At 69.0% G+C, this 25,639-nt stretch carries 14 protein-coding genes; all 14 read left to right on the forward strand.

Annotated features, from left to right (window positions below; translation table 11 throughout):
• Positions 1–3 precede the first annotated feature (3 nt).
• The 14 genes from LGY53_RS12835 to LGY53_RS12900 all read left to right on the forward strand — a co-directional run bounded on the left by LGY53_RS12835 (position 4) and on the right by LGY53_RS12900 (position 25,638).
• Positions 4–7,608, forward strand: a complete 7,605-nt coding sequence (locus LGY53_RS12835) for a non-ribosomal peptide synthetase (protein WP_225726907.1) — start codon at positions 4–6, stop codon at positions 7,606–7,608.
• A complete protein-coding gene (locus tag LGY53_RS12840; RefSeq protein ID WP_225726908.1) occupies positions 7,605–11,750 on the forward strand; it encodes a non-ribosomal peptide synthetase in 4,146 nt (1,381 codons plus the stop codon). The genes LGY53_RS12835 and LGY53_RS12840 overlap by 4 nt, the downstream gene beginning before the upstream one ends.
• Entirely contained in the window at positions 11,747–12,856 is a 1,110-nt protein-coding gene (locus LGY53_RS12845) for a saccharopine dehydrogenase NADP-binding domain-containing protein (RefSeq protein ID WP_225726909.1), read from the forward strand. Before LGY53_RS12840 ends, LGY53_RS12845 begins: the two co-directional genes overlap by 4 nt.
• Positions 12,853–13,602, forward strand: coding sequence for a thioesterase II family protein (locus tag LGY53_RS12850; protein ID WP_225726910.1), 750 nt, complete (start codon positions 12,853–12,855; stop codon positions 13,600–13,602). Before LGY53_RS12845 ends, LGY53_RS12850 begins: the two co-directional genes overlap by 4 nt.
• A gap of 22 nt (positions 13,603–13,624) precedes the next feature.
• Complete coding sequence (locus LGY53_RS12855) at positions 13,625–14,863, forward strand: isochorismate synthase (protein WP_225726911.1); 1,239 nt, start codon at positions 13,625–13,627, stop codon at positions 14,861–14,863.
• Complete coding sequence (locus LGY53_RS12860) at positions 14,860–16,512, forward strand: (2,3-dihydroxybenzoyl)adenylate synthase (protein WP_225726912.1); 1,653 nt, start codon at positions 14,860–14,862, stop codon at positions 16,510–16,512. Before LGY53_RS12855 ends, LGY53_RS12860 begins: the two co-directional genes overlap by 4 nt.
• Entirely contained in the window at positions 16,502–17,257 is a 756-nt protein-coding gene (locus LGY53_RS12865; protein ID WP_225726913.1) for an SDR family oxidoreductase, read from the forward strand. Before LGY53_RS12860 ends, LGY53_RS12865 begins: the two co-directional genes overlap by 11 nt.
• A 49-nt stretch (positions 17,258–17,306) precedes the next feature.
• Positions 17,307–18,107 carry an SDR family oxidoreductase gene (locus LGY53_RS12870; protein WP_225726914.1) on the forward strand — a complete coding sequence of 267 codons (801 nt, stop codon included), beginning with the start codon at positions 17,307–17,309 and terminating at the stop codon, positions 18,105–18,107.
• Positions 18,108–18,121: 14 nt separating this feature from the next.
• Positions 18,122–18,526, forward strand: a complete 405-nt coding sequence (locus tag LGY53_RS12875) for a sulfurtransferase (RefSeq protein ID WP_225726915.1) — start codon at positions 18,122–18,124, stop codon at positions 18,524–18,526.
• Positions 18,527–18,604: 78 nt separating this feature from the next.
• Positions 18,605–19,978 (forward strand): wax ester/triacylglycerol synthase family O-acyltransferase, encoded by a 1,374-nt coding sequence (locus tag LGY53_RS12880; protein ID WP_225726916.1) that lies wholly within the window; start codon positions 18,605–18,607, stop codon positions 19,976–19,978.
• Positions 19,979–19,999: 21 nt separating this feature from the next.
• Entirely contained in the window at positions 20,000–21,328 is a 1,329-nt protein-coding gene (locus LGY53_RS12885) for an NDP-hexose 2,3-dehydratase family protein (protein ID WP_225726917.1), read from the forward strand.
• A 53-nt stretch (positions 21,329–21,381) separates the two neighbouring features.
• Complete coding sequence (locus LGY53_RS12890; protein WP_225726918.1) at positions 21,382–22,938, forward strand: MFS transporter; 1,557 nt, start codon at positions 21,382–21,384, stop codon at positions 22,936–22,938.
• Between the two features lie 318 nt (positions 22,939–23,256).
• On the forward strand, positions 23,257–24,384 hold the full coding sequence (locus LGY53_RS12895) for an acyl-CoA dehydrogenase family protein (protein ID WP_225726919.1): 1,128 nt from the start codon (positions 23,257–23,259) through the stop codon (positions 24,382–24,384).
• Positions 24,385–24,423: 39 nt separating this feature from the next.
• Positions 24,424–25,638, forward strand: coding sequence for a pyridoxal phosphate-dependent aminotransferase family protein (locus LGY53_RS12900; protein ID WP_225726920.1), 1,215 nt, complete (start codon positions 24,424–24,426; stop codon positions 25,636–25,638).
• Position 25,639 lies beyond the last annotated feature (1 nt).

The following is a 25,639-nucleotide window of genomic DNA, read 5'->3' on the forward strand; positions in this document are numbered from 1 at the left end:
CCAATGCTTTTCGACCGATCAGCGCACCCTGTCACCGACCACCCGACGTCCGAATGGGGCACCCCGGAGAGTCAGCACGATATCGTGCTGCTCGTCGCGCGACTGCTCGACGAGGCTCCCGAGGATATCGATCCGGAGGAGAACCTGATCGAATGCGGAATCGACTCGATCGGCGTCATGCGGGTCGTCGACTCGTGGAATCGCAACGGCCTCACCGTCAAATTCGCGGAGCTGTTCGAGCGGCCCACCGTCGCCGACTGGTGGCGGCTGGTTTCCGAGCGGACCCCACGGCCCGCGTCGCCCGCGGTCGCACTCGTGACCGACGAGTCGGCGCCGTTCGAACTGAGCCCGATCCAGCATGCGTACTGGGTGGGCCGGGCCGATGATCAGCCGCTCGGTGGCATCGGCTGTCACGTGTACCTCGAGGTCGACGGCTACGGTGTCGACCCCGCCCGCCTCGGTCGCGCGGTGCGCGCGGTGGTCGAGCGGCACGGCATGCTGCGGGTGCGCATTCACGGCGATGGCACCCAGCAGATTCGCTCCGAGCCGGACTGGTCGGGGCCCGTCGTGCACGATCTGCGCGCGTCCGGCCGGGTGACGGCCGAGCTGAGCGCGCTGCGCGAGCGCCTTTCGCATCGCCGGCTCGACGTCGCGAACGGTGAGGTGTTCGACGTGCAGCTGGCGCTGCTGCCGAACGGCGCGACCCGACTGCATATCGAGCTGGACCTGCTCGTCGCGGATGTGTTGAGCTTCAACATTTTCCTGGACGACCTGGCCGCCGCCTATCGGGAAGGCCCTGGCGCGCTGCGGCCGCTGTCGTATTCGTTCCCGCGCTACCGGGCGGAGCTCGCCGCGCGGCGAGCGGACGCGGTCGCCGAGGACCGGGCCTACTGGACCGCTCGGCTGCCGGAATTGCCTGCGGCGCCACCGCTTCCGCTCGCCGTCGAACCCGAGCGGATCGCTCGCCCGCGATTCCGCCGCATCGCGCGGTGGTTGGAACCGGCCGCCTACCACCGGCTGATCGAGTGCGCCCGCGACCACCGGGTGACGGTCGCGATGGCGCTCGCCACCGCATTCGCCGAGGTGCTCGGGCGGTGGAGCGGCACATCGCGAATGTTGTTGAACGTCCCCGTATTCGACCGCAAGGCGCTGCATCCGGACGTATCCGGGCTGATCGCCGATTTCACCAACCTGGTACTGCTCGAAATCGACCTGGGCGCACCCGGTTTCGCGGACCGGGTGCGGCGCACGCAGCGGCAATTCCAGTCCGACATCTCGCATGCCGCCTACTCGGGCCTGGATGTGCTGCGCGATCTGGCCCGGCACGGCGACGGACATGCCGGAGCGCCGGTGGTTTTCGCCAGCAACCTCAGCGGCGGTGATCTGCTCAGCGGCGAGTTCCGGGACCTGTTCGGCGAACTCGGCTTCATGGTTTCCCAGACGCCGCAGGTGTGGCTGGACCACCAGCTGATGGAGATGGACGGCGGTCTCTATCTGAACTGGGATTATGTGCCCGAGCTGTTCGCCGAGGGCGTCGTCGAGGGTATGTTCGACGCGTATTGCGCTGTGCTGGAATGGCTTTCGCACGGCGACTGGTCCACGTCGGTGCCGGTCGAACTGCCGAGGGCCCAGCGTGAGGTGCGCGGGGTGGTCGGCGCGACCGTCGGACTGGAGTCGGGGCGGCTGCTGCACGAATCGTTCTTCGAGCAGGCTCGGCGGGCGGGCGAGCGGCCCGCGCTGCTGTGGGATGTGGCCGGCGAGCTGAGCTACGGCGCGCTGGCCGAATGGGCGCTGCGGATCGCCGGCGGGTTGGTTGCCCGAGGTGTGCGGCCCGGTGACGCGGTGGGTATCACGCTGCCGAGAGGGCCGGAACAGGTCGCCGCGATACTCGGCGTGCTCGCCGCGGGCGCGGCCTATGTGCCGATGGGTGTGGATCAGCCGGTGGCCCGCCGCGAGCGGATGTGCGCGGCGGCCGGAATCGGGCACGTGGTCACCCGCCAGGACACCGATGATGAATGGCCGCAACATATTCGGCTCATCTCGGCGACGGAGCCCGGCGGTGTCCCGCTGTCCGCGCCGGTCGGCGTCGGCGTATCCGGTTCGGCCTACGTGATTTTCACGTCGGGGTCGACGGGACAGCCGAAAGGCGTCGAGGTTTCGCACCGGGCCGCGGTGAACACCGTGGAGGACGTCAACGAGCGGTTCGGAGTGAGCGCCGAGGACCGGGTGCTGGCGGTGTCGGCGACGGATTTCGACCTGTCGGTCTACGACCTGTTCGGTTTGCTGAGCGTCGGCGGTTCGGTGGTACTCGTCGCGGCGGAGGATCGCAGGGAGGCGCCGCGCTGGGTGGAGCTGTGCCGTCGTCATCGGGTGACCGTGTGGAACAGCGTGCCCGCGCTGTTCGAGATGTACCTGATCGCGGCCGAGGCCGCGGGGGCCGATCGGATCCGGTTGGTGCTGCTGTCCGGTGACTGGGTCGGCTTGGATCTGCCGGGCCGGTATCGGGCGCGCAGTCCGCACGGCCGGTTCGTCGCGCTCGGTGGTGCGACGGAGGCGGCGATCTGGTCCAACGCCTTCGAGGTCGATCACATCGAGCCCGAATGGCGTTCCATCCCTTATGGTTTCGCACTTCGCAATCAGTGCTACCGGGTGGTGGACGGCCAGGGGCGGGACTGTCCGGATTGGGTGGCGGGCGAACTGTGGATCGGCGGCGTCGGCCTCGCGGAGGGATACCGGGGCGATCCGGTGAAGACCGGCGAGAAGTTCGTGTGGTGGCAGGGGCGGCGGTGGTACCGGACCGGCGATATGGGCCGGTTCTGGTCCGACGGGACGCTGGAATTCCTCGGCCGCTTCGACCATCAGGTCAAGGTGCGCGGACACCGGATCGAGCTGGGCGAGATCGAATCCGCGCTGGAGGCGCATCCGGATGTCGAGCACGTGGTCGCGACAACCATCGAGAGCGGTGGGCGGCTCGCCGTGCACCGCAAGCTCGCGGCGGCGATCACCGCGGGCGCCGCGCCGCCGACCACCGGCGAACTCGAGCGGTGGGTGCGCGACCGGCTGCCGGGACATATGGTGCCCGAGCGATTCGCCGTCATCGAGGCGGTGCCGCTGACCGCGAACGGCAAGGTGGATCGCGGCGCGGTCGCCGCGCTGCTGACCCGGGCGGAAGTCGCGGACGAGCAGGTGGCCGAGCCGCCGCGGGGCCGGCTGGAGGAACTGGTCGCCGAGCTGTGGTGCGAGCTGCTGCCGATCGAGCGCGCCACCCGGGCGGACAACTTCTTCCGCTGCGGCGGCGACAGCCTCATCGGCACCCGGCTCGTCGCCCGCCTGAGCGCCGCCGGGGTCGCGGGCGCGGAGCTGCGCGGGCTGTTCGCGAATCCGACGCTGGCCGGTTTCGCGGCCACCCTTGATTTCGGTCCGGAGGCATCGACCGGGTTCGAACCCGATCCGGCGACCCGGTACGAACCCTTCCCGGTGACCGAGGTGCAGCGCGCCTACCTGCTCGGCCGACGCCCGGAATTCACCCTCGGCGGTATCGGCTGCCAGTTCTACACCGAATTCGATGGCGCCGGAATCGATCTCGCACGGTTGGCGGGTGCGTGGAACGCGCTGATCGCACGGCACGACATGCTCCGCGCGATCTTCGAGGCGGACAACGGATCTCAGCGGATCCTCCCGGACGTCCCCGAATTCACCATCCCGGTCGTCGAGGCCGCGGGTGCCGCCGAGACCGCGTTCGCCCGGCTGCGCGCCGAAATGTCGCGCCACACCTTCGATCCGACGCGCTGGCCGCTGTTCGACGTGCGCGCGGTCCGCGACGGCGACCGGGTGCGGATCGGCATCGGCCTGGACAATCTCATCCTCGACGCGCTCAGCATCCTGATCCTGTTCAACGAATTGGATCGGCTGTACCGCGATCCCACCGCGCCGCTGGAGCCGGTCGGCATCACCTTCCGCGACTATCAACGGCACACCAGCCCCGCCCCCGCCGAACTCGCTGCGGCCCGGGACTATTGGCTGTCGCGGATCGATGACCTACCGCCCGCGCCCGAGCTGCCGCTCGCCGTCGACCCCGCCCGCGTCACCACGCCGCGCTTCGCGCGCAAACAGGTGCAGATCGATCGCACGAGTTGGGCGCGGATCACCGAGCGGGCCCGCGAATACGAACTCACACCGTCGGCCCTGCTGCTGGCCTGCTATGCCGAGGTGCTCGGCGCGTGGAGCGCGCGACCAGAGATGACGTTGACGCTCACCACTTTTCACCGCAAGGCCGGGCATCCGGACGTCGACCGCCTGCTCGGCGAATTCACCTCCCTGCTGCTGGTGGCATATCGGCCGGAACCGGGCACCGGCTTGGCGGTGCGCGCCCGCGAACTGCAGGAGCAGATGTGGCGCGGACTCGACCACCAATCGGTTTCGGCGACCTGGGTGCTGCGCGAGCTGGCCCGCCGCGCCGGCGCCGCCGAGGTGAGTATGCCGGTGGTATTCACCAGTGCGCTCGGCGTCCTCGACGGTGTCGCGGCCACAAGCGAATTCGCCTTCGGCGAGATGTCCTGGTCGATCACGCAGACGCCGCAGGTGTGGCTGGATCTGCAGGTGCGCGAGTACGCCGAGGGCGTCAGGGTGAGTTGGGATTACGTCGAGGGTCTGTTCGAGGACGGCGTCCTCGACCGGATGTTCGCGGCCTATCGCGGCGCGCTCGATTGGCTGGCCACCGGTGACTGGGCGGCCGCGCTGCCGCTGCGGGTGCCGCAGCGGGACGCGCGGCCGGTGCCGCGGGTGGAGAGCGGGCGGCTATTGCATACCGGCTTCTTCGAGTGGGCCGCGCGCGAACCCGGCCGGGTCGCGCTGATCTGGGGCGACGGCGCCGAGCTGTGCTATGGCGCCCTGGCCGATTCGGCGCTGCGGGTGGCCGGGGGACTGGTGGCCGCCGGAGTGCGGCCGGGCGATGTGGTCGGGGTGACGCTGTCGAAGGGACCCGGCCAGGTGGCGGCGATACTCGGCGTGCTGGCCGCGGGCGCTACTTATCTGCCGGTGGGCGTGAATCAGCCTGCGGCGCGGCGGGATCGGATGCTGGCGGCGGCGGGGGCGTCGTGCGTGGTGTCGGATGTATTCGTCGCATGGCCCGCGGACATCCGGGTGGTGTCGCCGACCGAGCCGGGCGGCGAGCCGCTGTCGGGACCGGTGGAAATCGACGGATCCCGTTCGGCCTATGTGATTTTCACGTCGGGGTCGACGGGACAGCCCAAGGGCGTTGAGGTTTCGCATCGCGCCGCGGTGAATACGGTGGAGGACATCGGCGAACAGTTCGAGGTCGGCGCCGAGGACCGGGTGCTGGCGGTGTCGGCGGCGGATTTCGATCTGTCGGTGTACGACCTGTTCGGGCTGCTCGGCGTCGGCGGTGTGCTGGTGCTGATCGACGAGGAGGACCGCAGGGAGGCCCGCCGCTGGGTGGAGCTGTGCCGCAGGCACCGCGTGACGGTTTGGAACAGTGTGCCCGCCCTGTTCGACATGTACCTGACGGCGGCCGAGGCCGACGGATCGGCCGACGAAATCCGGTTGGTGCTGCTGTCCGGTGACTGGGTCGGCTTGGATCTGCCGGGCCGGTACCGGGCGCGCAGTCCGCACGGCCGGTTCGTCGCCCTCGGCGGCGCGACCGAGGCGGCGATCTGGTCCAACGCCTTCGAAGTCACCCGGGTGGATCCCGAATGGCCTTCCATCCCTTACGGTTTCGCACTGCGCAACCAGTGTCACCGGGTGGTGAACGCGGCCGGGCGGGACTGCCCGGACTGGGTGCCCGGCGAGCTCTGGATCGGCGGCGTCGGCGTCGCGGAGGGGTACCGGGGCGATCCGGTGAAGACCGCGGAGAAATTCGTCACCTGGCAGGGCCAGCGGTGGTACCGCACCGGTGATCTGGCGCGGTTCCGGCCGGATGGGACGCTGGAATTCCTCGGGCGGCTCGATCATCAGGTCAAGGTGCTCGGGCACCGGATCGAGCCCGGCGAGATCGAAACCGCGCTGGAGGCCGACCCGCATATCGGGCGGGCGATCGTGACCACCGTCGGCTCCGGGGTGCACCGGGCGCTGGCGGTGGCGCTCACCGCGGCGCGCGGCGCAGCGGCCCCGGCGGTCGACGGCATGGCGGCACTCGACGCGCGGGTCGAGGTCGTCGGCACCGCGGTCGCCGCGGATCCGGTCGAGGCGGCGATCGTCGAAATCCACATCGCCGCATTGCTTTCCGACGGCATCGGCGACCGGTCCGCATCGGCGGATGAGATCGGTACCGCGCTCGCACTGGCCGACGACTACCGCGACCTGCTCCGGCTCTGGTTGGACTGGCTCGTCGAACGGGATGTGCTCGCCGCGCGCTCCGGACGGTTCAGCGCCGGACGGCGCTGGGCCGAGGTCCGCGACCCGGCGACCTCGGTTGCGCTGGTCGAGGCTGGTGGTCCGATGCACGCCGTCGCCGAACGGCTGGCGGCCGTCACCGATGAGCTCGCGCAGATGCTGCGCGGGCAGCGGTCGGCGCTGACCCTGCTGGAGGATCCGGTGCTCGCACCGGAGGCGTTGCTCACCGAGCATCCGGATGTCGTTGCGGCACTTGGCCGCATCGCCGCGACCGTCGCCGGGCTCGCCGCCCGGCTCGGTCGCCCGGTCCGCGTCGCCGAATTGGGTGCCAGGACCGGTAGGGCGGCCCTGCGCCTGCTCACGGACCTCGATCCCGGCCACGTCGAGCTGACGCTGCTCGACTCGTCGCCCCGGCTGCTCGACCTGGCCGCGCGGCGGCTGGACGGCCTGCCGCATCAGGTGCGGACACAAGCGATAACCGGGATCGTGATACCCGAAGAGCTGCGCGGCGCATTCGATGTGGTGCTGATGGTCGACGCGCTGCACCGCTATCCCGATCCCGTCGACGGGGCCGCGACCGCGGTCGACCTGCTGGTCCCGCGTGGCCTGCTGATCGGCATCGAACATCGCGAGCTGTCGCCGATCGGGTTGCTCACCGCCGCCCTGCTGGAACGCGGATTCGGCGGTGCGCGGCGCAGCCCCATGCTGGACGGATCCGGTTGGGCGGAGGTGCTGACCGATGCCGACCTGACCGAGCTCGAGATCGCCCAATGCGACGGCGGCACACTGCTTTTGCTCACCGCGCGCTCGGCGGCCGACCGCCCGGTGCTGCGGGTGGACGACGTGCTGGCCGGGCTGGCGCGCGAACTGCCCGCGCATATGGTGCCGCGGCGGGCCACCGTGCTGCCGCGATTGCCGTTGAGCGCCAACGGCAAGGTCGACCGCAAGCGCGTCACGGAACTGCTCGGTGCGCTCGGCGACGGCGACCGGACCGGCGAACCGCCGCGCACCGATACCGAACGCGCCATCGCGCGGCTGTGGGCCGAACTGCTGCCGACGGCCGAAATTGATAGGTACGCAAACTTTTTCGCCCTCGGTGGCGACAGCCTGACCGCGACCCATTTCGTCGAGGCGGTGCGCCGCGGATTCGGTGTCGAACTGCGGCTGCGGCAGATGTTCGCCGAACCGACCCTGGCGGCGGTCGCCGAGGCGGTCGCGGCCCAGCTCGACGAATCGATGGAGGACGGCACGATATGAGCGAGCAAACGAGCACCCTTCAGCTCCTCGACGATCTGGAGAAGGCGGGTGCGCACCTGTGGGAGGAATCGGGGCAGCTCCGATTCCGCGCTCCCAAAGGTGTGATGACCCCCGAACGGGTTGTCGCGCTGCGGGAGCGGAAGGACACGATCCTCGATCTGCTCCGCAGTGCCGGGCTGCCCACCGTCGTCGCGGATCCGGCCAACGCGCACGCCCCGTTCCCGCTCACCGACGTGCAGACCGCCTACCTGCTCGGCCGCCGTCGCGACTACGCGTACGGCGGCGTCGCCTGCCACCTCTACCTCGAGGTGGAGTACGACGAGCTGGATCCGGCGCGGCTGGAACGCGCGTGGAACCGGTTGATCGCGCGGCACGACATGCTGCGCGCCGTCATCCACGACGACGGCTCCCAGCAGGTGTTGCCGGAGGTTCCGCACTACCGGATTCCGGTGGCCAACCTGCGCGGTGAATCGCTGGACGCGGTCGACGCGCGGTTGGCGAAGGTCCGCGACGAATTGGGTCATCAGACGCTCGGCACCGAGGAATGGCCGCTGTTCGAGCTGTGTCTGACGCTCGCGCCGGACCGGGCCGTGCTGCACGTCTCGCTGGACTTCCTGCTCGCCGATTGGGCGAGCGTGCAGATCCTGCTGGACCAGCTGGAGCAGCTGCACGACGATCCGGATTGCCCACTGCCGCAGACGGATGTGTCGTTCCGGGATTATGTGCTCGCCGAGCGCGGCATGCGGGATTCGGCGCGCTACCGGCTCGACCGCGACTACTGGTACGGCCGCATCGACGAATTGCCCGCCGCACCCGAACTGCCGACCTCCTCGCGCGACGACGGGCTGCCCGTATTCGCCCGCAAGACGCTGCGGCTGTCGCCCGCCGCCTGGCTCGCCTTCAAGCGGCGGGCGGGCGAAGCCGGGCTGACCGCCTCCGGTGCGGTGCTCGCCGCATACGCCGAGGTGATCGGGATGTGGGCGCGGCGACCGGAATTCACCTTGAACCTCACCCTGCTCAACCGGCTGCCGCTGCATCCGCAGGTGCCCGCGCTGGTCGGTGACTTCACCTCGGTGACGCTGCTCGCCGTCGACCCGCGTGGTTGCGCGACATTCGTGGAGCGGGCACAGCGATTGGGCAGGCAGCTGTTCGGCGATATGGATCATCGGCTGTTCTCCGGGGTGGAGGTGATCCGCGAGATCGCCCGGCGGCGCAGCCAAGCCGATGCGTTGATGCCGGTGGTGTTCACCAGCTCGATCGGCATCGAGGGCGGCGGCGACGCCGAGTCGGCGGGCCGGTTCGGCTACGGCATCACCCAGACGCCGCAGGTGTGGATCGACTGCCAAGCCTTGGAACGCAACGGGGAATTGCTGCTGAACTGGGACTACCGCACCGAGGTTTTCCCCGACGGGCTGATCTACGATATGTTCGGCGCGTTCGAGCAGCTGCTCGAAGGGCTTTCGGACGATCCGCAGGTGTGGCGCGCGGACTCGCCTGTCTCGCTGTCCACGGCACAGGCGCGGCGCCGCACCGTGGTCAACTCGACCGCGGGCCCGCTGCCCGCCACCCTGCTGTACGAGCCCGTGCTCGCGGCGGCCCGGCGGCACCCCGACCGGGTCGCGGTCGTCGATACCGCGGGCGAGCACACCTATCGCGAATTATGGTCCACCGCAGCGGCTTTCGCTGCGGCTCTCGAGAAGGCCGGTGCGGCGCCGGGGGATATCGTCGCGATCACGCTGGACAAGGGACTGGCCCAGATCGCGGCCGTACTCGGCACGCTGGCTGCCGGCGCGGTATATCTGCCCATCGATCCCGGTCAGCCCGCGGCCCGGCGCGACGGCATCCTGCGCGACTCCGGCGCCGGATTCGTGCTGTCCGCGCGCGCCGACGATTCGGTGCCAGCGCCGGTACTGGTGCTCGCGGCCGACGAAATCGCGCCGCACCCAGACGCTTTCGACCTCCCGGCGCCGTGCCGCGAACCCGACGACCTGGCCTACGTCATCTACACCTCCGGTTCGACCGGAACGCCGAAGGGTGTGATGATCAGCCATCGCGCGGCGGCCAATACGATCGCCGATATCTCCGAACGCTTCGGCGTCGGGGCCGAGGATCGCGTGCTCGGGCTGGCGAACCTGGGATTCGATCTCTCGGTCTACGACATCTTCGGTGCGCTCGGCGCGGGCGGCACGCTGGTGCTGCCCGATCCGGTGCGGCGCGGCGAGCCCGCGCACTGGGCCGAACTCGTTGCGCGCCACGGCATCACGGTGTGGAACTCGGTGCCCGCGCAACTGCAGATGCTGAGCAACTACCTGTCGGGGCACACCGGGCCGGAATTGCCGTCGCTGCGCCTGGCGCTGCTGTCCGGCGACTGGATACCCGTCACGCTGTTCGACGAAATCCGGGGCCGGATACCCGATCTGCGGTTGATCAGCCTGGGCGGTGCGACCGAGGCGGCCATCTGGTCGATCCACTATCCGATCGAATCGGTCGCCGCCGACGCGGCGAGCATCCCGTACGGTTACCCGTTGCGCAACCAGACCTTCCACGTCTACGACCATGCGCTGCGCGACCGTCCGGACTGGGTGGCGGGCGAGTTGTATATCGGCGGCGCGGGTTTGGCGCTCGGCTACCTGAACGATGCCGAGCGGACCGGCGCACGTTTCGTGCGGCACCCGGTGACGGGCGAACGGATCTATCGCACCGGTGATTTCGGCCGGTACCTGCCATCCGGGGCGATCGAATTCCTCGGCCGCGACGACTTCCAGGTCAAGATCCGCGGACACCGGATCGAGATCGCCGAGGTGGAGGCGGCGGTGCTCAGTCATCCCGCGGTGCGCGCCGCGGTGGTGCTGGTGGACGGGGACGACGCGCTGCGCCGCCGCCTCGTCGCCTTCATCGAAACCGACGGGGGTGCGGACGATTTCGGTCAGCAGCAGCTGGAAACCCATCTGCGCGACCTACTTCCGGGCTATATGTGCCCGGCGGCGGTCCACGCGCTGCCGTCGATCCCGGTCACCGCCAATGGAAAGGTGGACCGCGCCGCCTTGGCGAGCCGGTTGCGCGATCTCACGGCGACGGCGGCGGACGGCGGTGACGAACCCGTCGACGACCTGGAGCGCACACTGGCGCGACTGTGGGCCGAGGTGTTGAAGCGCGACCGGGTCGGCAGGCACGACAACTTCTTCGCGCTCGGCGGCAATTCGCTGCTGTCCACCCAGCTGGTCGCGAAGCTGCGGGAGCGGGTGCCGCAGGCGGCGAATATGTTCTTCGACACGCTGGTGCGCGAATTGCTCCCGGAGCCGACGGTTGCCGCGATGGCCCGCTATCTGTCGGGTGCGGCGCGACCGGCACGGGTCGAGCCCGCGCGGCGTCAGATCGTCTCACCGCTGGTCCGGCTCGGCAAGGGGACGGCCGACCCGGTGGTGGTGCTGGTGCACGACGGCACCGGCAAGTTCTACAACTTCGCCGACCTGCCGAACCTGCTCGATCGGTCGCGAAAGGTCTTGGGGCTCACCGCCGGTGACCCCGACACCTATCTGCGGGCCACCCCGGACCAGCTGCTGACCCGGCGGGTGTCCGCGTACGCCCGGCTGTTGCGCACGGAGCGGCCCGGCGCGGTGCGACTGGTCGGTTACGGCGCGACCGCACTGCTCACCGTCGAGGTGGCGCGCGAACTCGCCGCCGCGGGAACGCGGGTCGAGCAGGTGGTGCTGGTCAATCCGTACCACGTCGTCGATCAGGCGCGTGCCGACGTCGCGGTGGAATACCTGTTCGCCAGGGAGATCGGCGTCGCGCCGGAGCAGGTGGGTTATCCGGCCACCCTCGCTCAGGCGGCGGCGCGGCAGTACACCACCTCGCAGGCCGAGCGGATCGCCGCGGTGGCGGCGGCAGTGGTGATCGGCGCGGATATCACCGTGGCGCGGCGCTACGACATCTTCCGCACGACGATCGAAGCGCTGCGCGGATATCGGGTCCGGCCCTACGACGGTCCGGTCGTAATCCTCGGCACGGCACCGGAACCCGAATTGGCGGGCCTGGCGGAGGAATTGCGCGCGGGCGGGGTATCCGACGTGACGGTGCGCCCATCCGGTGGCACCGGATCGGCGGCGCTCGCCGCGCTCCTGAACGGCCCCGCGGCATGACCGAGCGGATCGGGATACTGGGCGGCTACGGCTCGGTCGGCACGGGCGTCGCCGAGCGGTTGGTGGCGCGCGGTGCGGGCGAGGTGCTGATCGCGGGGCGCGACCCGATCGCGGGGCGGCGTCTGATCGCCGAAAAGCTCCGTGGTGCGGGCGATTTCCTGCGGGTAGACCTCGCCGACGACGATGCGCTGGCACAGTTCTGCGCGCGCTGCGCCATCGTGGTGAACTGCGCGGGACCGTCGCGGCGGATCCTGGACCGGGTCGCGCGCGCCGCGCGGCGGGCGGGCGCGCGGTATGTCGATATCGGCGGCGACGAGCCGGTGCACAACCGGCTTTCCGATACCGACGACTGGTGCGCGGTGCTCTCGGCGGGCATGATTCCGGGCCTGACCGGGCTGCTGCCGCGGTATCTCGCGCGGGATTTCGACACGGTGGACGCGCTCACGGTGTACCACGGCATCTTCGACACCTTCGGCGCCGCGACCGCATACGACTACGTCGTCGGTGTGCTGGACGGCGACGATATGCCGCTCGCCGCCTGGCGGGACGGTATCCGCGACGGTGTCGTGGTGCGGCGCAACGATATTCGGCTGCCGAACTTTCCGGAGCCGGTGACCGCGCTGCCGTATCTGTCGCGGGAGGCCTGCCGCACCGCGCGGTGGCTCGGGCTCGGGTCGGGCACCTGGTTCTCCATCCTGCAAGGCGAACGACTTCCGTTGGTGCTGCAGGGGATTCCTGGCACGCCGGCATCGGCCGTCGCGGAGATGGCCGAAAAGGTCCGGCGCGCAGCCGAACTCGATGTGCTCGGCCGGACGCCGCACGCCATCCTCCTGTTCGAACTGGTCGGTCGTCGCGCCGGGCAGGCGATCACCCGGTCGCTGGTGTTGCGCGCGGACCGCGCCGCGGCGCTCACCGCCGCGGCGGCGGTATCGGTGATCGGCGCGGTGGCCGACGGCCGGATCGAATCCGGCGTGCATTTCGCGGCCGATGTCGTCCCCCCGGGCCGGTCCGTCGCCGAGTTGGGCGCCGACCCCGCGGTCGTCCAGTTGTCCGAACACGAGATCGGGCTCGACGAACTCGTCGAACTCGACGAAGGAGCGATATGACTGCCACCGATCCGTCGCTTTTCCGGGTGTACCGCCCACAACCGGCCGCGCGGCTGCGGCTGGTGTTCTTCCCGCACGCGGGCGGATCGGCCAGCTTCTATCGCGGCTGGGCCGAATACCTGCCCGAGAGCGTCGAATTGGCGATCGCGATGTATCCGGGCCGGGAGGACCGGCTGTTCGACAGCCACCCCGACACCCTCGAGGAGCTGGCCGCCGGCTTCGCCTGCGCACTGCCACAAGGGATTCCGCTCGTCCTGTACGGGCACAGCATGGGCGCGGCCGTCGCCTACGAGGTCGCCCGCCGCGCGGCGCATCGGCCCGAGCAGCTGATCGTCTCCGGCCAGCCCGCCCCGAATCGCCAGCGCCCCAACGATGTACACCTGCGCGACGACGCCGGGCTGGTGGACGAACTGCGCGGGCTCGGCGGCGCGACGACCCTGCTCGACCATCCCGAGATTCGGGAGCTCATGCTGCCGATGATCCGCTCCGACTATCGCCTCATCGAAACATACCGCCCGAATTCACCTGCGCCGCTTGATATTCCGGTGGTCGCGGTGATCGGTGACGCCGATCCCGAGGTCGACGCGGATGAGGCGGGGGCCTGGCGGGACCACACCGTATCCGGTTTCGAACTGCACACCGTGCCGGGCGGTCACTTCCAGATCGTGGAGCGCGCGGACGCGTTCATCGGATGGCTGTCGGCGCTGCTGATGACCTCCCACCTGCTCTGGCCCTCGACGCCGTGACAACTTCAGAAAGGAGGGCGCGATGACTGCCGAAGCGATCGATGCCCGCGAACCCGATACCTTCGACCCGACCGCGCTGGCCGACGACTGCGAGCTGTTCCTCCGCTCGCCGGCCGGCACCCTGGTCGCCGGTGACGTGATCGCCGCGGGCGACACCACCCCGCTCGCCGAGGCCGCCCGGCACGGCGCCGAACTGCTGGCCGAATGCGCCGGGAACATGAGCGCGAAGGAGTTGGCGAGCGGCGGGCCGCTGCTGGTGGGCGCCGTACCGTTCGCGGCGAAGTCGCCCGCGCGGCTGCGGGTGGTCCGCGACATCCGCCGGGAGCCCGCCGCCACGCAGCCGTATTCCGGTGCGGCGCCGGAGATTCCGCGCGCGGTGCGGGTGGATCTGGTGCCGTGGCCGGACCGCTACCTCGACAGCGTCGAGCGTGCGCTGGCCCGCCTCGCCGGATCCGGACAGAACAAGGTGGTGCTGTCCCGGGCGATCGATGTGATCACCGCCGAACCGGTGCGGGCCCGCGATCTCGTGCGCGCCCTGGCGCTGGGTGAACCGGACGCGTATGTGTTCGCGGTTCCGGTCGGTACGGTTCGCAACGGTGCGCGCCGGATGCTGGTCGGCGCCAGCCCCGAACTGGTGGTGCGCCGGATCGGCCGCAGCGTCGTGTCGAATCCGCTGGCCGGGTCCGCGCCGCGCAGCGACGATCCGGTCGAGGACCGCAGGCGCGCATGGGAATTGCGGCGCTCGGCGAAGGATCTGCGCGAGCACCGCATCGTCGTCGACGCGGTCGCCGAGGCGCTGCGCCCGTTCTGCGCGGCGCTCGAGGTGCCCGACCAGCCGTCGGTGATCCACACCAGGACGATGTGGCATCTGTCGACGCGGGTGCGCGGCGTGCTCGCCGATCCGCGGCCGACCGCGCTGGAACTCGCCGCCGCGCTACATCCGACCCCGGCCGTCTGCGGCTGGCCGCCCGCGCTCGCGCGGCGGGTGATCGCGGAATCGGAGGCGTTCGACCGGCAGTACTACACCGGGTTGGCCGGCTGGATGGACGAATCCGGTGACGGCGAATGGGTGCTCGCGCTGCGGTGTGCGGAAATCGCGGACACCCGGCTGCGCCTCTACGCCGGGGCCGGTGTGGTCGAGGGTTCGGATCCGGCGAGCGAACTCGCCGAAACGAGCGCGAAGTTCCGCACCTTCCTGTCCGCGATCGGTCTGGACGAGGCCGCCGCACTGGATCCGAGCGTCGCCGGTGCGTCCCGATGATCGCGGCATCGTCATTCGATTCGCGGCCGGATGGGCCGGTGCAGGTGGCGCCGCGTGATCTCACTCCGTGGCCCGAGGAGGTGGCCGCCGGATATCGGGCGGCCGGTTATTGGACCGGCACAACGCTGGGCGAGCTGCTCACCCGGTCCGCCCGCGCGCACGGCGACCGGATCGCGGTGATCGACGCGGTACGCACGTGGACATACCGGCAGCTCGACGCGGACGCCGACCGGCTCGCGGCCGGATTCGCCGATATCGGCATCGGGCGCGGCGACCGGGTCGTGGTGCAGCTGCCGAACGTCGGCGAATTCGTGGTGGTGTGCTTCGCACTGTTCCGGCTCGGCGCGATCCCGGTGCTCACCCAGCCCGCCCATCGCGAATACGAGATCACCCGGCTGTGCGCGCAGAGCGAGGCGGTCGCGCACATCGTCGCGGACTATTACGCCGGATTCGACTATTGCGCGATGTCGGAGCGGGTCGCGCTGGCCTGCCCGAGCCTGCGCGGCACGATCGTGCACGGCGATCCGGGTTCGCATGTGGCGCTGGCCGATCTGTACCGGGAGCCGCGCGCGCATCCCGCGCCGGAGCCGGGCGATATCGCGCTGCTGCAGCTGTCGGGCGGGTCGACCGCGCTGCCGAAGCTGATCCCGCGCACCCACGACGACTATGTCTACAACGCCCGCGCCAGCCTGACCGCATGCCCGCTCGGACCGGACGACGTGTACCTGGCCGCATTGCGGGCCGCGCACAACTTCACCCTGTGCGCGCCCGGCATCCTCGGCGCGCTGACCGCGGGCGCCACCGTCGTCATGTCGCCGACGCCCAACCCCGACAACGCTTTTCCGCTCATCGAACGCCATGGCGTCACGGTCGCGGCGGTCGTGCCCGCGGTGGCCATGCGCTGGCTCGACGCGGCCGCCACCAGCACGGACGACCTGTCCAGCCTGCGGGTCCTGCAGGTCGGCGGTGCGCGGTTCAAGCCGTCGGCGGCCCGGCGCGTCGGTCCGGTGCTCGGCTGCACACTGCAGCAGGTGTTCGGGATGGCCGAGGGCCTGATCTGCTATACCCGCCTGGACGATTCGGCCGAGCTGATCGCGCAAACCCAGGGCACGCCGATGTCACCGGCCGACGAGATCCGGGTGGTCGACGACGCGGACCGGCCGGTGCCCGACGGCGCGCCGGGCCATCTGCTCACCCGCGGCCCGTACACGATTCGCGGCTACTACCGGGCCGACGAGCACAACGAGCGCGCGTTCACCGCCGCCGGGTTCTACCGCACCGGCGATATCGTGCGGCGGCTGCCGTCGGGTCATCTCGTCGTCGTCGACCGGGCCAAGGACATCGTCAACCGGGGCGGTGAGAAGGTGGCCTGCGAGGAGATCGAGGAACTCCTGCTGGAACATCCGCTGGTGCGCGATGCGGCCGTCGTCGGCAGGCCCGATCCGGTGCTCGGTGAACGGATCGGCGCATTTGTGATCCCGCGCGGGCCGCTGCGCCCCGGCGAACTCGCGGAATTTCTGCGCGGGCGCGGCGTCGCCGCCTACAAGATCCCCGATGGATTCGAATTCGTCACCGAATTCCCGCTCACCGCCGTGGGCAAGGTCGACAAGAAGATGCTGCGCACGCAGGAGAAATACGATGATCGATGACCTGTTCTCGGTGCGGGGCAAGACCGCGCTGGTCACCGGCGGCGCCCGCGGCGTCGGCGCGCTCATCGCGCAGGCGCTCGTCGAGGCGGGTGCGCAGGTCTACCTGACCTCCCGCGACGGCGTCGCCGCGGAGAAGGCCGCCGCCGAACTGTCGCTGCTCGGCGACTGTCATCCGCTGACGGCCGACGTATCGTCGGAGGCCGGATGCCGGGCGCTGGCAGCGGATTTCGGCCAGCAGGCACTGCATCTGCTGGTGAACAACGCGGGCGTATTGCACGCGGCGCCGCTCGACGAATTCGACGAATCCGGCTGGCGCGATACCATCGCGATCAACCTGGAGGCGGTCTTTCACCTGACGAAATTGCTGCGGCCGCAGCTGCTTTCGGCATCGACACCGGACGATCCGGCCCGTGTCGTGAATGTCGGTTCGATCGACGGGCTGCGCGTCCCCGCGGCCGAGACCTACTCCTACGGCGCGAGTAAGGCTGCGATGCACCATCTTTCGCGCCATCTGGCGACCCGGCTGGCCCCGCGGATCACGGTCAACGTCATCGCGCTCGGGCCGTTCGTCTCCGGCATGCTCGACCGCGATCTGGCACTCGAAATCGGTTCGCGCACACCGATGAGCCGATACGGCGGCATCGACGATATCGCGGGAATCGTCCGGTTCCTCGGTTCGCGCGCATCCGCGTATGTCACCGGCACGGTCATATCCGTCGACGGCGGAATGGCGGCGTCGCGTTGACGCCGGGCCGGATTCACTCAACCACCCCTGTCGAAATCGAGGTATCAGAATGTCGACGACGAAATCCGCGCTGATCACCGGCGCGTCGTCCGGAATCGGTGCGGCGTTCGCGCGCCTGCTCGCCGCGCAGGGCTACGGGCTGGTCCTGGTCGCCAGGCGCACCGACCGCCTGACCGAGCTGGCGGGTGAACTGCGCGAGCGCACCGGCGCGCGCTGCGCGGTGATCACCGCGGACCTCACCGAACCCAAAGCGCCGGAATGGATTCTGACGCAGGCCAGGGAACTCGGGCACGAGACCGATGTGCTGATCAACAATGCCGGGCTGTGCGCCAACCACACCTTCGCCAACGCGTCGTGGGACAGCGTCGCCGGTGAGATCCAACTGATGATGACGGCCGTCACCGAACTCAGCCACCGGGTGCTGCCGCATATGCGAGAGCGCGGCTGGGGGCGGATAGTCAACCTGTCATCGGTGTCCGCGTTCGGGCCGCCCGGCGCGAGTCTGCTCTACACCGGCTTCAAAAGCTATGTGCTGCATATGTCCCAGTCGCTGGACATGGAGCTGAAGCCGCAGGGGATACATGTCACGGCGCTGTGCCCAGGGCAGACCCGCAGCGAATTCCACGATGTGATGGGCGTGCGCGAGATCGCCGACAAGATGCCCGGATTCCTTTGGCAGGACGCCGATTCGGTGGCCGCCGCGGGCTGGCGGGCCGTCTCGCGGGGGCGGCCGGTGTGCATCCCCGGCGCGGCCAACAAATTCTTCGCCTATATGACGCGACCGATGACGGTGCACACCATGTACCGATTCGGCCGCGACTTCAACCCGTTCAAGAACACCGCGGTTTGAGACAAGTCCGGATCATGCTGGATCAACTGATACTCGACCACCGCGTGACGATCGGCGAATTGCCGAATGCGGTGGCGCTGGGCAGCGTCGTCGTCGACATCCGTTCGCAGCCGCAGCGCACCCGCGAGGGCGCGCTGCTGGGCGCGCTGGCGATCGGGGCGGAGGTCGTGGAGGAGCGGCTGGATCCGGCGGGCCCGGGATGCCTGGCCTTGGCGCGCGAGCACACCGGCGCCTGGATTCTGGTGTGTTCGTCCGGGGCCGCCGCCGACGCCATCGCGACCGGTCTGCGTGGCCGCGGGCTGCCGGGGGTGATGAGCCTCGTCGGCGGATTCCGCGCGCTGCGCGCGACATACGGGACGACGATCGCCGTTCCCACAGCGCATTTCGAGCGCAGCGTGGCGACGGTGCTGTGGGGCTGAGGCGCGTCATCGACCGGGCGCCGCGAGGGCGGCGCAGCAAGAGCAACGGCAGCCATATGCGAAAGGTGAACTGCCGCAATGAATGATATCGATACCCCAGCGCGTCCGGCGCTGGCCATGAGTGAAAAGTTCTTTCTCGTAGTCGATTCCGCCACCGCGGGGCAGCATGTCGCGATGCTCGCGGTGTTCACTCCGCCGACGGGCGCGCCCGCCGATTTCGCGACGCGACTGTTCGGACGGCTGCGGAAAATCCGCACCTTCGCACCACCGTTCAACTATGTGCTCGACCGTCCCGCGCTGCGCCGGATCGCGGCGTCCATGAGCGTCCTCGGCGACGATGCCGTCGACCTGGATCACCACCTGCGCTACCACCGGCTGCCCGCACCGGGCGGCCAGCGCGAACTGGATGATCTGGTGGCCGAATTGCATACGCCCCGACTGGATTTCGGCAGGCCGCTGTGGGAGTACCACCTGATCGACGGGCTCGCGGGCGGCCGATTCGCGGCCTATATGAAATTCCATCACGCCGTGATGGACGGTGTCGGCTGGAATCAGCGCTTCGGGCAATCGGTCACCGAGGATCCCGAATCGGACGAGCTGCGCCCGGTCTGGACGGTAGGCCCCACCGCTGCGCCTACCGCCGCACCGAAGCCCGCGCCGCTGCGTGATGTGCTCGCGGCGCGAAAGTACATGCGGCGCAACACGAAACAGGCGATTCCTGAGGTCGCCGCGCCATATCTGGCCCCGAAGACGGTGCTCAACGGACGGCTCACGCACCGCCGCCGCGCCACCACGGTCAGCTATCCATTCGATCGCATCCGGGATATCTCCAGGATCGCGGGTGTCACCGTCAACGACGTCCTGGTCAGCAGCGTCGCGGGCGGATTGCGCCGCTACCTCGAACTGCGGGGTGAACTGCCCGGAAAACCGCTGATCGCCAGCGTTCCGTACAACATCCGGATGCCCGGCGACGACGCGACCCTCAACGCCTACAGCACGATCCTGATCACGATGTTCACCGATATCGCCGATCCGGTCGAGCGGCTGCGGGCGGTGGCCCGGTCGAGCACCATCGCCAAGAACGACATCCGAAGCCGCACACCGGAAGTCGCGGTGATGTACTCGCCGCTCATCGGCGGGAAATTCATGATCAACCAGCTGAACGGGCTCGCCGGGCTGGTCGCGCCGCCGTTCAGCGCGATTGTTTCGTGCATTCCCGGCCCGGACACCGACCGCTATTTCGCCGGCGCCCATCTGGACGCGATGTTCCCGATCGGACCGCTGTATCACGGCAGCGGGCTCATCGTCGCGGCCCTGACCATTTCGGGCGCCTTCGGCATCGGATTCCATTGCTGCCCGGACACCGTGCCCGATATCGAACTGATCGCCGCCAACACCGGGGCGGCGCTGGACGAGCTGGAATCCGCGCTCGCCGTCGATCCGGCGCGGTGACGAGATGGTTGGGGCGGCACCGTGTTCGAGGATCTGACGGAATTTCACGACTGGTTCGCCGATCGTGAATGCGCCAACGACTACAAGGTGAGTGTCGTATCGCTGGACGCGCTGAACGGTTGGCAGACCGATCCGCGCTCCGGCGATATCCACCATCGCAGCGGCCGATTCTTCTCCGTCATCGGGCTGCGGGTCGCGACCGAGAGCCGCACGCCGGGGACCTGGTCGCAGCCGATCATCCGGCAGCCGGAGATCGGCATACTCGGCATCATCGCCAAACGCGTGGGCGGCACGCTCTACTGCCTGATGCAGGCGAAGATGGAGCCGGGAAATGTCAACCTGATCCAGTTGTCGCCGACGGTGCAGGCGACGCGGAGCAATTACACCCGGGTGCATCAGGGCAGCCCGGTGCCGTATCTGGAGTACTTCCTGACACCGCGGCGCGGACGGCCCGTCTTCGATTCGCTGCAATCCGAACAGGGTTCGTGGTTCCTCGGCAAACGCAACCGCAACATGATCGTCGAGGTCGACGAGGACATACCGGTGCTGGCGGACTTCTGCTGGTTGAGTGTGCGGCAGCTGGCGGAGCTGATCCGCGTCCCGAACCTGGTGAGCATGGATTCCCGCACCGTGCTCTCGGGGATTCCCTTCCTGCTCGGCGATCCGCGCGATCGGGGATGGCGGGCGGCGAAACATTCGCTGAGCCATATTCTCAGCTGGTTTACCGAGGTCAAGGCGCAGCACCAGTTGGAGCGGACGGTGGTGCCGCTGAACTCGCTGCCGGACTGGGAGCGTTCGGGTGGGATGATCCACCGCCCCGATCGCCGGTTCTTCTCGGTGCTCGGTGTCGACGTGCACGCCAGCAATCGCGAGGTGCGGCAGTGGTCCCAGCCGATGCTGCGGCCGGCCGGGCGTGGCGTGATCGCCTTTCTCGGTAGGCATTTCGACGGCGTCTTCCATGTGCTGGTGTACGCGCGCACCGAGGCGGGGACCGGCGATGTCGTCGAGATGGCGCCGACGGTGTCGTGCATCCCGGACAACTATGTCGGCGTGCCGGACGGCCACCGGCCGCGCTATCTGGATCTCGTCCTGGCGGCGGCCGGTGCGCGGATTCTGGTCGATGTCGTGCATTCGGAGGAGGGCGGCCGCTTCTATCACGCGGAGAACCGCTATCTCGTGGTGGACGTCGGCGACGACCTGCCCGCCGACGTCCCGCGCGACTACTGCTGGATGACCCCCGAGCAACTGACCGGTTTCATCCGCTACGGCAACCATGTCAACGTGGGCGCCCGCTGCCTGCTCAGCTGCATGACCGAAACAGCGGTGGCCTTTACCGTCGGACTCCAGTAAATTGTAACAGTGATCTAATTTACTGCTTTTCCGAACGGATTGGAGCCTGGAGCATGCTCGGTTCGACGCAACGAGACGGATCGCCAGCGACGGGGGCCGCCGTCTCCCCGTGGTCGGCGCTGGCGATCCTGGTCCTGCCCGTGGTGCTCGTTTCGATGGATATGTCGGTGCTCCACCTGGCCATACCGTCGATCGGTGCGGATCTGGAGCCGAGCAGCAGCCAGCTGCTGTGGATCGTCGACACATATGGATTCGTGCTGGCCAGCCTGCTGATCGTGATGGGCAATGTGGGGGACCGGATCGGTAGGCGCAGGCTGCTGCTCATCGGCGCGGCACTGTTCGGCGCGGCATCGGCGCTCGCCGCGTTCGCGCCGAACCCCGCGGTGCTGATCGCGGCCCGCGCCGTCATGGGCATCGGCGGCGCCACCCTGATGCCGTCGACCTTGGCGCTGATCCGGACCATCTTCGCCGACCCCGCCGAACGCGCCCGCGCGATCGGCATCTGGACGGCCTCCTTCGCCGGCGGCGGTGCGCTCGGCCCGGTCGTCGGCGGTGTGCTGCTGAACTACTTCAGCTGGGGTTCGGTATTCCTGATCAACGTGCCGGTGATCGTCGTGCTGCTGGTGCTCGCACCGCTGCTGGTTCCCGAATACCGGAACCCGGTGCCCGCCCGCTTCGACATCATCGGCTCGGTTCTGCTGCTCGCGACGATCCTGTCGGGCGTCTACGCCCTCCAACACAGCGCCGAGATCACGGGTTTCGACGGTAGGAGCGCGCTAGCGCTCGCCGCCGCGCTCGGGCTCGTCGCCGCCTTCGCGCTGCGGCAGCGCCGCGCCGCCGAACCGCTGATCGACGCGCGGTTGTTCCGGCACCCGACGTTCCTTGCCGGTGTCGTCGCCGTGACCATGGGGATGCTCGCCATGATGGGCCAGAACCTTTTCTTCGCCCAGTATCTGCAGCTTGTGCTGGGTAACGGTCCGCTGGTGTCGGCACTGTGGATGCTGCCGATGACGTTCACCGCGGCCATCGGCGCCTCGGCCGCGCCACCGCTGCTGAAGGCCGCCGGGCTGGGGCGGGCGCTGGCCGTCGGCTTCCTGATCACGGCCGTCTCGCTGGTGATCGTCGCCTTCAGCCGGGCCACCGACGGTGTGTGGATTCTGCTGCTCGGCGGCATGCTGCTCGGCACGGGCGGCGCGATCGTGGTCACCCTCGCCACCGAGGCCGTGGTGTCGCAGGTGCCGGAGGACCGGGCCGGTGCGGCCTCGGCGATTTCGGAGACCGGCTCCCAGCTCGGCGCGGCGCTCGGCATCGCGATCCTGGGCTCGATCGGGACGATCGCCTACCGGCTGCGGGTGAGCGTTCCGTCCGGGCTGTCCGCCGACGCCGCCGACGCGGCCCGGCAAACCCTGGCCGGGGCGCGTCAGGTCGCCGGAAGCCTGCCCGCGGAGATCGGGGGTCCGCTGCTCGACAATGCGCGTGCGGCCTTCGCCGCCGGATTCGCCTGCGCCGCGGTGGCCGGGGGGCTGGTCATGGTCGGTTTGGCCGTCGTGGTGCCCTGGTTGGCGCGGCGGGCCGCGGCCGACGAACTCCCGGTGAATTCGCATCGCTGACCGTCGTTCGTATTATTTCGGCGGGGCCTCTCGGAATATGCCGAGTCGGCCCCGCCGCTATTTTCTCTGCGAAATAATCGTTCCCGGATCGCCCGCGGGCGCGTGAATATATTGCCTTGTAAACAGATTCGACTACGCTGATACCAGGTACCGCCACAGCGGCGGAGTTCGGCGCGAATAATTTACCTTCGACCTCGCCGAGAACGGGACTCGATAATTTCGATGTTCCCGATACGCCGCGCGCCCGCGTGGATTTATCGCCCTGCTGACCGGCGGGCGTTTTGAAAATACTTTTCATAGAAAAGAAGGGAACGAGGAATGGCTGCCAAGTCCAGTCTGATCGCGGCTCGGGAAACGGCCGAACGCCTGCTTCCGGGATTACTGGATGAACTGATCGCCAGCGCCGAAACCATTTCCGAGCGCGATGAGCACAGCCTCATCCCACTGTGGGTACGCCACGAGGGCCCCCGGCTGGTCGCACCCCGGGAGCTGGGCGGCCTCGGCGCCTCGGCGGTGGACGCGGTGCGGGTGATGATCGCCATCGGCGCCACGACGCCCGCACTCGGCGCGGCGATCACCATGCACTACCTTTCGGTGGCGACGCTGGCCGTCTTCGCCGATCACGCCGGCGAGTCCGAGCGCGAACAGATCCGGCAGCTGATCCTCGCCCGGGCCGTGGTCGCCTCCGGATTCTCCGAGGGCAGACCGGGCGGCTCGATCTTCCACCCGACCATGCGGGCCACGAAATGCGAGGGCGGTTACCTGTTGACCGGCCGGAAGGCGCCGTGTTCGCTCTCGGATTCGATGGATGTGCTCACCGCGAGCGTCGAACTCGATTCGGGCGAGCGCGCCGTCGCCCTGGTGCCCGCGAAATCGGAGAATATGACGGTGCGCCCGTTCTGGCGTGCCCACACGCTGCGCGGCGCGGAGTCGAACATGCTCGAGCTCGACGGCACGTTCTGCCCGGAGAGCCTGGTGGTGCCGAGCCTGCTCGACGATCCGACCGGGGCCACCGAAATGCTCGGCTACCAGTGGTTCGGACTGCTCATCCTGGGCACCTACCTCGGCGCGGCGTACGCGCTGCTCGATTACGCGCTGGCCAAGGACGGCGCCATCGATCCCAAGGGCGTCGTTCCCATGGCGGGTTTCCTGCCCGCGGTGGAGAACGCGCTGCTCGGCCTGGCCGCGGAGCTCGACGCCAAAGAGGTGACGGCGGATGCCGCCGCCGAACTGCTCGCGCTGCGCGAGGCCTTCGACGAATGCATCGATCTGCTCGTCGGAAAGGTGAAGTTCGCCGCGGGCGGCATCACCTATATGCGTAATCCGGATATCGGATATCTGGCGGAGGTGTGCACCGTGCACCGCTTCCACCCGCCGTCGATGCGCGATTCCGGCGCCAATCTGGTCGCCTGGCTGCGCAACGAACACGAATTCCGTTTCGTATAAACCAAGTGCCGCCGTTACAGAGTGAAAGCATGAATTGAAATGACACATAAACTGATCGAAAAGCTTGCGGCCAACGATGTGCCGAAGCTGATCACCCGGCTCGAACAGAAATCTGTCTCACCCTTCTTCCGGACAATGCAGTCGGCGGTCGGACCCTCCGTGCAGCTGGAGGATCAGCGGGTGCTGATGTTCGGGTCCAACAATTATCTCGGACTCGCCGCCGACCAGCGGGTGCTGCATTCGGCGAAGACCGGAATTCTGGAATTCGGCAACGCCACCACCGGCAGCAGGCTGCTGAACGGTTCCATGCGCCTGCACGTCGATATCGAGCAGCGGCTGGCCGACTGGTACGGCGCCGGCGGCGCACTGGTTTTCACCTCCGGGTACACCGCCAATGTCGGGACGATCTCCGCGCTGGTCGGTCGCGGGAATACGGTGATCGTCGACGCGTACGCGCACGCATCGATTATCGATGGCGTACGTCTGGCGGGCGCGCAGCTGCGGTGGTTCGAGCACAACAGCGTCGACAGCCTGCGTGCCGCACTCGCCGAGACCGCCGCCGACCCGGGGGATGTGCTGGTCATTGTCGACGGGCTCTACTCCATGGAGGGCAGCCTCTCGCCGCTCGCCGACATCGCTTCGCTCTGCCGGGATTTCGGCGCCTGCCTCATGGTCGACGAGGCGCATTCGCTCGGCATATACGGTGCGCGCCGCCGCGGTTGGGCCGAGGAGTGCGGTGTGCTGGACGGTGTCGACGTGCTGATGGGTTCCCTGTCGAAGGGCCTGGGCAGCACGGGCGGGTTCATCGTCGGTTCCGAAGAACTCATCGCGGGTTTGCGCGGATCCTCGCGCAGCCTGATTTTCAGCACGTCGGCCACCCCGGCCAGCGTCGCGGCCGCCAACGCGGCCATCCGCATCGTGATGAGCGATGAGGGAAAAATGCTGGCAACGCGGCTGGAGGCGGCGTCGCGCACCCTCGCCACCCTCCTCGAGGACCGGGGCGTGCGAGTCGAGGGCACGCCGGGACGCTGGTCGCCGATTCTGCCGATCGTCATCGGCAGCGACGACCGCGCGATCACGGTGTGGAACGAAATCCTGCGCGGCGGAGCGTATGTCGGGCTCGCGCTGCATCCGGCGGTCCCGCGCGACCGGGCGCTGCTTCGGGTGTGCGTCACGGCCGCGCACAGTCCGGACGACCTCGCGAAGGTGGCCGACGTGATCGGCAACGCGTTGGTCGCCATCGCGCCTCGGTGAA

The organism is Nocardia sp. JCM 34519.1 (genome assembly GCF_020361265.1).
Classification (GTDB): domain Bacteria; phylum Actinomycetota; class Actinomycetes; order Mycobacteriales; family Mycobacteriaceae; genus Nocardia; species Nocardia arthritidis_A.

Excerpts from the sequence above, each read along its gene's own strand:
- LGY53_RS12835 (WP_225726907.1), top strand. The coding sequence starts at position 4 with ATGCTTTTCGACCGATCAGCGCACCCTGTCACCGACCACCCGACGTCC.
- LGY53_RS12840 (WP_225726908.1), top strand. The coding sequence starts at position 7,605 with ATGAGCGAGCAAACGAGCACCCTTCAGCTCCTCGACGATCTGGAGAAG.
- LGY53_RS12845 (WP_225726909.1), top strand. The coding sequence starts at position 11,747 with ATGACCGAGCGGATCGGGATACTGGGCGGCTACGGCTCGGTCGGCACG.
- LGY53_RS12850 (WP_225726910.1), top strand. The coding sequence starts at position 12,853 with ATGACTGCCACCGATCCGTCGCTTTTCCGGGTGTACCGCCCACAACCG.
- LGY53_RS12855 (WP_225726911.1), top strand. The coding sequence starts at position 13,625 with ATGACTGCCGAAGCGATCGATGCCCGCGAACCCGATACCTTCGACCCG.
- LGY53_RS12860 (WP_225726912.1), top strand. The coding sequence starts at position 14,860 with ATGATCGCGGCATCGTCATTCGATTCGCGGCCGGATGGGCCGGTGCAG.
- LGY53_RS12865 (WP_225726913.1), top strand. The coding sequence starts at position 16,502 with ATGATCGATGACCTGTTCTCGGTGCGGGGCAAGACCGCGCTGGTCACC.
- LGY53_RS12870 (WP_225726914.1), top strand. The coding sequence starts at position 17,307 with ATGTCGACGACGAAATCCGCGCTGATCACCGGCGCGTCGTCCGGAATC.
- LGY53_RS12875 (WP_225726915.1), top strand. The coding sequence starts at position 18,122 with ATGCTGGATCAACTGATACTCGACCACCGCGTGACGATCGGCGAATTG.
- LGY53_RS12880 (WP_225726916.1), top strand. The coding sequence starts at position 18,605 with ATGAATGATATCGATACCCCAGCGCGTCCGGCGCTGGCCATGAGTGAA.
- LGY53_RS12890 (WP_225726918.1), top strand. The coding sequence starts at position 21,382 with ATGCTCGGTTCGACGCAACGAGACGGATCGCCAGCGACGGGGGCCGCC.
- LGY53_RS12895 (WP_225726919.1), top strand. The coding sequence starts at position 23,257 with ATGGCTGCCAAGTCCAGTCTGATCGCGGCTCGGGAAACGGCCGAACGC.
- LGY53_RS12900 (WP_225726920.1), top strand. The coding sequence starts at position 24,424 with ATGACACATAAACTGATCGAAAAGCTTGCGGCCAACGATGTGCCGAAG.